Source organism: Agrobacterium sp. DKPNP3, from assembly GCF_052686535.1.
In genome coordinates, this window is sequence record NZ_JBQYSN010000141.1 from 1 (window position 1) to 8914 (window position 8914).

An 8914-nucleotide genomic window follows, 5' to 3' on the forward strand; every position below is an offset into this window, starting at 1 on the left:
TCCCAGCGGCGCGCCCGTCCTCGCAGCCTGCAAATGTTGTGGCGACGGTGACGAACCAGGGCAATGTCCGCCCGACCGCGCCTGCACAGCCGCAGGCCGCACAGCAGCAGACGGCAGCCGCAACACCCGCCGCCACCAGCGCGCCGTCTGCCGGTGGTTATTACATCCAGATCGCCTCGCTGCCGAGCCAGGCGGAAGCGCAGAAGTCCTACCAGAACATGTCGGCCAAGTTCGGCTCGGTCATCGGTGGACGCGGCGTCGACATCAAGGCAGCAGAAATCGCTGGCAAGGGCACCTTCTACCGTGTTCGTATCCCGGCCGGCGACAAGAACGAAGCCGTGGCGCTCTGCGAAAAGTTCCGCTCTGCGGGCGGCAGCTGCCTCGTGGCGCGGTAAAGAGACGCGCCGGGAAATCCCCGGCGCTGATTGCCTGACGCAGTGGCGGAGCAGCTAACCTCCGTCATGCCGGGCTTTATTGGGCATCCAGTCACGGCGCGTCTGCGCCGTGAAACGGACCTTAAGCGATCAAGGATTTGATCGCGCTGGACCCCGGATCAAGTCCGGGGTGACGTGTGTTTCATGTTGCCGCCTCCCCAAGGGTCGAGAGTTTGGCGACGTCCGATCCTTCCTTTCCCTGAAAGCGTGACACCATGACCGATTGCAAAGCTATGATCCTCGGATGCAGCGGGCTTTCGCTGACCGCCGACGAGATTGCCCTTTACCGCGATGAGCAACCCTGGGGGTTCATTCTGTTCGGGCGCAATATTGGCGAGCCGCAGCAGATCACCGATCTTGTTGCCGCCATGCGCGAGGCGGTCGGGCGGCCAGATGCCCCGGTCCTGATCGATCAGGAGGGTGGTCGTGTACAGCGCATCAAGCCGCCGATCCTGCAAGCCTATCCGAACGCCCGTATTCTCGGTGAAATCTACGAGCGTGATCGCGATGCCGGTCTGCGCGCCGCCTGGCTGATGTCGCGCCTGCATGCCTTTGATCTTACGAGATTCGGAATCAACATCGATTGCCTGCCGGTGCTCGATGTGCCGGTGGAGGGTGCGAGCAACGTCATCGGTAACCGTGCCTATGGTTATTCACCCATCATGGTTGCCGAGATGGGGCAGGCGGCGGCCGACGGGTTGAAGGCGGGCGGCATGCTGCCCGTCATGAAACATATGCCGGGGCACGGTCGCGGCATGGTGGACTCGCATCATGAACTGCCCGTGGTCGACGTGTCGCTCGATGATCTGGATGCGCATGATTTCGTACCGTTCCGGGCCCTCAACAACGAGTTGATGGGCATGAGTGCGCACCTCGTTTTCAACGCGGTGGACAGAGAACGGCCGGCGACGACATCGCCGAAGGTGATTGAGGAGATCATCCGCGGCCGCATCGGCTTTGACGGGTTGCTGATGTCTGACGACAGCTCCATGAATGCGCTAAAGGGCACGCTGGGTGAGAGAGCTGCGAATATTGTTGCGGGTGGCTGCGATATAGTCTTGCATTGCAACGGTGTGATGGGTGAAATGCTTCAGGTCGTGAAGGAGGTTCCCGTTCTTTCCGGCCGTTCGCTGGAGCGGGTGCGGGCTGTGGAGGCTGGCTTCACCGCCGCCGACGCGTCCGATGAAGCAACGCTGAGAGCGGAATTTAACGCCATGTGGGCCGTTTCCTGACAGTCGGGCGGCCGCTCACCCGGGATCAAGGCCGGAAGTTCCGGCGGATGGAACGATGGCCGCAGACAAATCACGAAATTCCACCCCGATGGACAAGCTCTGGCAGGATGTGACGCCGGAGCGGCTGACGGGTGAGGCCGGGCTGGTCATCGATGTCGCGGGTTTCGAAGGCCCGCTCGATCTGCTGTTGCACCTTGCCCGCACGCAAAAGGTCGATCTGTCGCGCATTTCCGTGCTGGCGCTGGCCGAGCAATATCTGCAATTCGTGGAAAGCGCGCGGCGTGTGCGCATCGAGCTGGCGGCAGACTATCTGGTGATGGCCGCGTGGCTCGCTTTCCTCAAGTCCAAGCTGCTTATCCCGCAGCAATCCAAGGACGACGGTCCCTCCGGCGAGGAGATGGCTGCGACCCTAGCCTTCCGGCTGAAGCGTCTGGAAGCAATGCGCGAGGCGGCGGAACGTCTCGTCAACCGCGCCCAGCTTGGCCGCGATGTCTTTGCCCGCGGTGCACCGGAACATATTCCGCATATCAACCGCTCGGCCTTCGAGGCCAGCCTCTATGATCTGCTCAGCGCTTACGCCAATCTGCGGCAACGACAGGCGATCACGCAGGTCACGATTGAAAAACGGCAGGTCTGGTCGCTGGTGGAAGCGCGCGAGCTTCTCAACAATCTGCTTGGCGATGTCGGGGAGTGGACCGTGCTCGATCAGTATCTGCTGCAATATGTTCCGGATCCCGCCATGCGGGTGACGGCGATCGCCAGCGCCTTTGCCGCTTCGCTGGAACTGGTGCGCGAGGGATCGCTGCAAATCCGGCAGGAAGGGGCGTTCCAGCCCATCTATATGCGCCGTGGCACAAGGGATGATCGCGCAGGTGACGCGCAGAGGACTGACAATGATTGATCATGATGAGGCCGGGGCGAGGATCGTGTCTGATGGCGTGGCCACCGAATCCACGGTGTTTTCCGAACGTCAGCTGAAGGAGGCCGAGCGTATCGCCGAGGCGCTGGTTTTTGCCTCTGCCGAGCCGGTTTCCGTGGGCTTCATAGCGGAGCGCCTGCCGCGGGGGATGGATGTCCTTGCCACTCTTGAGCGCCTGAAAGCCGCTTATGCGGATCGGGGTGTCAATCTCGTGCAGGTGGGCGGGCAATGGGCATTCCGTACAGCGGGCGATTTGTCCTTCGTCATCCGCACGGAGGAAAAGGAACCGAAGAAGCTCTCGCGCGCGGCGCTGGAAGTTCTGGCGATTATCGCATATCATCAACCGGTGACACGTGCCGAGATCGAGGAAATCCGCGGTGTGCAGACCTCGCGCGGCACGCTTGACGTGCTGATGGAGGCGGGCTGGGTGCGTTTCCGGGGCCGTAGGCGCACACCCGGCAGACCCGTAACCATCGGCACCACGGTTGAGTTTCTCGACCATTTCGGCCTTGAGGAATTGCGCGATCTGCCGGGGCTCGAGGAGCTGAAGGGGGCAGGGCTGCTTTCCGGCCGCATCCCTTCCAATTTCGGCGTGCCCCTGCCGATGATGAGCGACGAGCTGCGCGAGGATGAAGATCCGATAACGCAACTTGATCTGGAAGAGCTGGGCCTGCTTGCGCCTGGTGGTGGCGACGGCGACGATTGAGATCGTTATCGCACGGGTGACAAGACGCAGAAACTTTATGCTCACACCCTGTTGAACCGGCGATTTGTCGTTTGTAAAAGCCTTTCAAACGTCTTACATCGTCTGAAAGCGAAATTCAGGAGTTTCAGTTATGGGTTCTTTTAGTGTGTGGCATTGGCTCATCGTGCTGGTGATTGTTCTCGTCCTTTTCGGACGCGGCAAGATCCCGGAACTGATGGGCGATGTCGCCAAGGGCATCAAGAGCTTCAAGAAGGGCATGGCTGACGAAGATCAGACGCCGCCGCCGGCCGATGTCAACGCAAAGACCGTCGACCACAAGGCTGACGAGATCAAGTAAGCGGCACTGCCGTCTGGTTTGAGACTGACACGCGTTAGGGTCTCGGGAGCATATTGATGTTTGATATCGGCTGGAGCGAGCTGCTGGTGATTGCGGTCGTGCTGATCGTGGTTGTCGGGCCGAAAGACTTGCCGCCCATGATCCGCGCCTTCGGCAAGACCATGGCCGGTCTTCGCAAGATGGCAGGGGAGTTCCGCAGCCAGTTTGATGAGGCCCTCAAAGAGGCCGACATGGACGATGTGCGCCAGACCATCTCCGATGTCCGCAATCTCAACCCGACCAACTCGCTGCGCGATGCGATGAACCCGCTTCGCCAGCTCGGCAACGAGATCAAATCCGATCTTCAGAAGGCGACAACGCCACCTGAGAGCCTGTCATCCACGCCTGCGACCTCGACGGCAGCACCTGCGACCAGTGAACCGGTTGCACCGCTCGTCAGCGTTCCCGAACCTGAGATGAAGCTACCGGATACGCCGCCCGTGACTGCCGCCCCCGTTGCGGCACCGGTCGTGCCGGCGGAAAAGCCGAAGCGTGCCCGGGCGAAATCGATTGCGACCGTCGAGGCGGAAGCGGTTGCCGCCAGGCCGAAACGCGCCAGCCGCGCCAAAGCGGTCGCGGCGTCAGCGCCCGTTGCTGTCAACTCCACGGAAAGTTCAGCTGCAAAGCCGACCGTCAAAGCCGTCGCTAAAAAAGCGGCCGCCAGGAAGGTCGTGGCTGAAAAGCCTGTCGTTGTCGCTGATGCCAAGCCGGCAAAGCCGGCGAAAACCAAGGCTGCAAAGCCCAAGAAGGACGAAGCATGAGCGGGGACATCGAGGACAAGCCGCAGCCGCTTATCGAACATCTGATGGAACTGCGCACGCGACTGATCTGGTCGCTGGGTGCGTTCTTCGTTGCCTTCATCGCCTGTTTTGCCGTAGCCAAGCATCTCTTCAACCTGCTTGTCATTCCCTATAAGTGGGCGGTTCTCTGGGCGGGCCTTGATGTGACGAAGTCATCGCTGATCTATACCGCGCCCCAGGAATTCTTCTTCACGCAGATCAAGGTCGCGATGTTCGGCGCAATGGTAATTTCCTTTCCGGTGATCGCCTCGCAGCTTTATAAATTCGTGGCGCCAGGCCTCTACAAGAATGAGCGCGCCGCGTTCCTGCCGTTCCTCATCGCATCGCCGATCCTGTTCCTCATCGGTGCGGCGCTCGTCTATTTCTTCTTCACGCCGATGGTCATGTGGTTCTTCCTGGCCATGCAGCAATTGCCGGAAGATGGTGAGGTCGCGATTTCACTGATGCCGAAGGTGTCGGAATATCTGAGCCTCATCATGACGCTGGTGCTGTCCTTCGGTCTGGTGTTCCAGCTGCCGGTGGTCACCACGCTTCTGGCGCGCGTCGGCCTTCTGACCAGCGACTGGCTGCGTGAGAAGCGCAAGTTTGCGATTGTCATGGCCTTTGTGGTCGCGGCCGTGCTGACCCCGCCGGACCCGATGTCCCAGATCGGTCTTGCACTGCCTGCGATCATTCTCTACGAGATTTCCATCTATATGGCTCGACTCGTGGAGAGGAAACGTGCTGCGGAATCCGCAAGTACGGAGCTGGAGGAGACCTGAGTTTTCGACGGTCTCGCCGCTCAAGACATTTCCTCGCGCCGGGCTTCTGCCCGGCGTTTTGCTGTAAAACACCGGTGATGCAACAACGGTCTGGAACGACGATGCACGACATTAAATGGATACGTGAAAACCCCGAAGCTTTCGACGCGGCGCTTGCACGCCGTGGCGCGGAGCCTGCGGCCGCAGGCCTGATCGCGCTGGATGAAAAGCGCCGTTCCGTCATCCAGTCCCTGCAGGACATGCAGTCCCGCCGCAATGCCGCCTCCAAGGAAATCGGCGCCGCCATGGCGCAGAAGAACATGGAGCTTGCGGAAAAACTCAAAGCCGAAGTCGCCGACCTCAAGGACAAGATGCCGCGCGCCGAGGAGGAGGACCGCCAGGTCACCGCCGAGCTGAACGACGCCCTGTCGCGCCTGCCCAATATTCCCTTCGACGATGTGCCTGACGGCAAGGACGAGCACGACAACGTTGTGACCCGCGTCGCCGGCCAGAAGCCCGGCTGGAACCATGCAGCCAAGGAGCATTTCGAAATCGGCGAAGCACTTGGTTATATGGATTTCGAGCGGGCCGCCAAGCTTTCGGGTTCGCGTTTCACCGTCCTCACCAGCCAGCTCGCGCGGCTGGAGCGGGCGCTCGGCCAGTTCATGATCGACCTGCACACCTCGGAACATGGCTATACCGAAGTTTCCTCGCCGCTGATGGTGCGGGACGAGGCTATGTTCGGCACCGGCCAATTGCCGAAGTTTGCCGAAGACCTGTTCAAGACCACGGATGGCCGCTGGTTGATCCCGACGGCCGAGGTGACGCTGACCAACCTCGTGTCAGGCGAAATTCTCGAACAGGAGAAGCTGCCGCTGCGTTTCACCGCGCTCACACCGTCCTTCCGCTCGGAAGCGGGCTCGGCCGGTCGCGATACGCGCGGCATGTTGCGCCAGCACCAGTTCTGGAAATGCGAACTCGTCTCCATCACCGACGCGGAAAGTGCCGTTGCCGAACATGAGCGTATGACGGCATGTGCCGAGGAAGTGCTGAAACGTCTCGGCCTGCATTTCCGCACCATGACGCTCTGCACCGGTGACATGGGTTTTGGCGCCCGCAAGACCTATGATCTGGAAGTGTGGCTGCCGGGCCAGAACACCTATCGCGAAATCTCGTCCTGCTCGGTCTGCGGCGATTTCCAGGCGCGCCGCATGAATGCGCGCTACCGCGGCAAGGACGACAAGGCGACGAAGTTCGTGCACACGCTGAACGGTTCCGGCACGGCTGTCGGCCGCTGCCTGATCGCCGTTCTCGAGAATTACCTGAACGATGACGGCTCTGTGACCATTCCGGACGTGCTGCTGCCTTATATGGGCGGTCTGACGCGGATCGAGAAGGCGGCTTGATTGCCAGTCTGTTGAGACGCCGCCGTCATACCGGCCTCGAGCCGGATCCAGCCAGCCCAAGTCCTTGGGCTGAAAGAGTCCTTCCCGTCGCGCACACGCGCGCCGACTGGATGCCGGATCAAGTCCGGCATGACGGTTATGGGAAGGCTCAGTACGCGAAAGAAACGACCAGCGGGAGAGAAACATGCGGATTTTGCTGACAAACGACGACGGTATCCACGCCGAAGGGCTGGCGGTGCTGGAGCGTATCGCCCGCACCTTGTCCGACGACGTCTGGATCGTTGCGCCGGAGACGGACCAGAGCGGGCTTGCTCACTCCCTGACGCTGTCCGAGCCGCTGCGGCTGCGCAAGGTTTCCGACAAGCATTTCGCGCTGCGCGGCACGCCGACCGATTGCGTCATCATGGGCATTCGCGAGGTTCTGCCCGAAAAACCCGATCTCGTGCTGTCGGGTGTCAATGCCGGCGCCAACATGGCTGATGACGTGACCTATTCTGGCACGATTGCCGGCGCCATTGAAGGCACGTTGCAGGGCGTGCGGTCTTTCGCGCTGAGCCAGGCCTTCAGTCATGCTGACGGGCGCATTGTGCCGTGGGAAGTGGCGGAGACCTATGCGCCCGATCTCATTCGCAAGCTGATAAATGTCGATTTGCCCGACGGCACGTTCCTCAACCTCAATTTCCCCAATTGCGCGCCAAAGGATGTGCAGGGCGTTTCCGTTACCGGACAGGGTAAGCTGGATTTCGGCCTGACGGTGGAGGAACGGCAGGACGGTCGCGGTCTTCCTTATTACTGGCTGCGCTTCGGCGAACGCCTCGGCAACTTCCGCGAGGGCACCGATATCCACGCGATAAAGCATGGCAAGATTTCGGTCACGCCGCTGAAGCTTGACCTGACGGACTACACGGTGAAGGATCGGGTTGCGCAAGCACTTGGATTCGGAGTCGCCGATTGAAATCTGCCATGGTCGAAAAGGAAGGTTTTGCAGCTCTCGTTCTGCGCTTGCGGGGCGAGGGGATTTCCGATCTCGACCTGCTGACGGCGGTCGAGCAGACGCCGCGCTCCAAATTCGTGCCTGCGCAATTTGCCGCCGACGCCTATTCCAGCCGCACCATCCCGATCGACTGCGGGTCCTTCATGGAAGGGGCCGACATGGCGGTGAAAATCCTCGCCCGTCTGCAACTGAAACCCGGCCAGCGCGTGCTGGAGATCGGCACTGGCAGCGGCTTCATGACGGCGATCATTGCCCGTCGCGTCGAGCGGGTCTTTTCGCTGGAGCGCTACAAGACGCTGGTTCAGCAGGCGCAGAACTGTCTTGACGACCTTTCGATCCGCAACGTCGTCATCCGCCAGGCGGATGGCAGCAATGGTCTGGTGGGCGAGGGCACTTTTGACCGAATCGTTTCCACGGCCGCCTTCACAACGATGCCCCGCTTCTTTGCCGAGCAGATCGTTTCCGGCGGCATGATGATTGCGCCGATCATCGTTGAGGGTGATCGTTGCGTGATGACGCGCTTTTCCAAGACCGGCAGCCGCTTCGAGAAGGAAGAGCTGTTCGAAGCGCCCTATTTGCCGCTCAGCTCCCATATTGCCCGGCATTTGTGACAGCATAAAAATTTTGAAGGCAATTCATTTTTGTCTTCTAATGTAATGAAGCTCATCAACCCTCTGATTTCAATAGTCATAATTGTTCCATCATGACGCATCCGGTTTTTGTCATGGTTATCGAAGTGTCAAAAAAGCGCCAAACGGCTTAACGTTTTAACGGCGTGGTAACACTAACGCGCTTTAATCATAAACATCGACGCATGGTTTTCCCCACCTCGGGAAATGGGCCTTGCAAGAAGTGAATTTGGTGCCGGATCGATCTCGATGCGGCGGGTTGGCGTCAGTGTAGATCGAGTCATGCGTATGAGACATTCGTCTAAAATCGGAAAATCAGTCGCAAAAATGTTCGCAGCGGCATTGCTGGCAAGCGTCGCAACGGGCTGTAGCTCGGATGCCACGCGGTTCAGCGGCCTCTTTTCCAGTGGACCGGATCAGATGACCACGGCGTCAATTCCTGCCCGTCAGGGCGGCGGTGCTTACGGGCAGGCCCCGGTTCCGCAGGGTGACATGAATGGCGGTTACGCCTCTGCCGCGCCGCAGGGTGGCTATGCCAACCAGAACATGGCCGGCAATTCCTATCCGCAGCAATCCGGCGGTTATGGTGGCGTTCAGCCGTCCACCGCCCGCGCCTCGGCGTCGCCGGTGCAGCGCTCGGAGCTGTCTGCGCCGACAGCCGTGGCGAGCCGCGATCCA

10 protein-coding genes and 1 pseudogene are annotated in these 8914 nt (G+C 60.5%); all 11 read left to right on the forward strand.

Annotation, left to right across the window (positions count from 1 at the left end):
- A partial coding sequence (locus ACUTJJ_RS23815) for an SPOR domain-containing protein (protein ID WP_445543643.1) occupies positions 1-395 on the forward strand: 395 nt, incomplete at its 5' end.
- A 254-nt stretch (positions 396-649) separates the two neighbouring features.
- The gene (gene nagZ / locus ACUTJJ_RS23820; RefSeq protein ID WP_445543644.1) at positions 650-1666 is read left to right on the forward strand and encodes a beta-N-acetylhexosaminidase; all 1017 of its coding nucleotides are present in this window, start codon (positions 650-652) and stop codon (positions 1664-1666) included.
- Positions 1667-1721: 55 nt separating this feature from the next.
- Positions 1722-2567 carry a segregation and condensation protein A gene (locus ACUTJJ_RS23825; RefSeq protein WP_063948846.1) on the forward strand — a complete coding sequence of 282 codons (846 nt, stop codon included), beginning with the start codon at positions 1722-1724 and terminating at the stop codon, positions 2565-2567.
- Positions 2560-3291 (forward strand): SMC-Scp complex subunit ScpB, encoded by a 732-nt coding sequence (gene scpB, locus ACUTJJ_RS23830; RefSeq protein WP_445543645.1) that lies wholly within the window; start codon positions 2560-2562, stop codon positions 3289-3291. The genes ACUTJJ_RS23825 and scpB overlap by 8 nt, the downstream gene beginning before the upstream one ends.
- 130 nt (positions 3292-3421) lie before the next feature.
- On the forward strand, positions 3422-3628 hold the full coding sequence (locus ACUTJJ_RS23835; RefSeq protein ID WP_003515599.1) for a twin-arginine translocase TatA/TatE family subunit: 207 nt from the start codon (positions 3422-3424) through the stop codon (positions 3626-3628).
- 56 nt (positions 3629-3684) lie between these two features.
- On the forward strand, positions 3685-4428 hold the full coding sequence (gene tatB, locus ACUTJJ_RS23840; RefSeq protein ID WP_445543646.1) for a Sec-independent protein translocase protein TatB: 744 nt from the start codon (positions 3685-3687) through the stop codon (positions 4426-4428).
- A complete protein-coding gene (tatC, locus tag ACUTJJ_RS23845) occupies positions 4425-5228 on the forward strand; it encodes a twin-arginine translocase subunit TatC (protein ID WP_063948849.1) in 804 nt (267 codons plus the stop codon). Before tatB ends, tatC begins: the two co-directional genes overlap by 4 nt.
- A 101-nt stretch (positions 5229-5329) precedes the next feature.
- Positions 5330-6613, forward strand: a complete 1284-nt coding sequence (serS, locus tag ACUTJJ_RS23850; RefSeq protein ID WP_445543647.1) for a serine--tRNA ligase — start codon at positions 5330-5332, stop codon at positions 6611-6613.
- Between the two features lie 184 nt (positions 6614-6797).
- Positions 6798-7568: a 5'/3'-nucleotidase SurE gene (surE, locus tag ACUTJJ_RS23855; protein ID WP_063948851.1), complete on the forward strand. Its 771-nt coding sequence runs from the start codon at positions 6798-6800 to the stop codon at positions 7566-7568.
- Positions 7565-8218, forward strand: coding sequence for a protein-L-isoaspartate(D-aspartate) O-methyltransferase (locus tag ACUTJJ_RS23860; RefSeq protein ID WP_063948852.1), 654 nt, complete (start codon positions 7565-7567; stop codon positions 8216-8218). The genes surE and ACUTJJ_RS23860 overlap by 4 nt, the downstream gene beginning before the upstream one ends.
- Positions 8219-8563: 345 nt before the next feature.
- A pseudogene (locus tag ACUTJJ_RS23865) lies at positions 8564-8914 on the forward strand (peptidoglycan-binding protein); the annotation flags it as partial.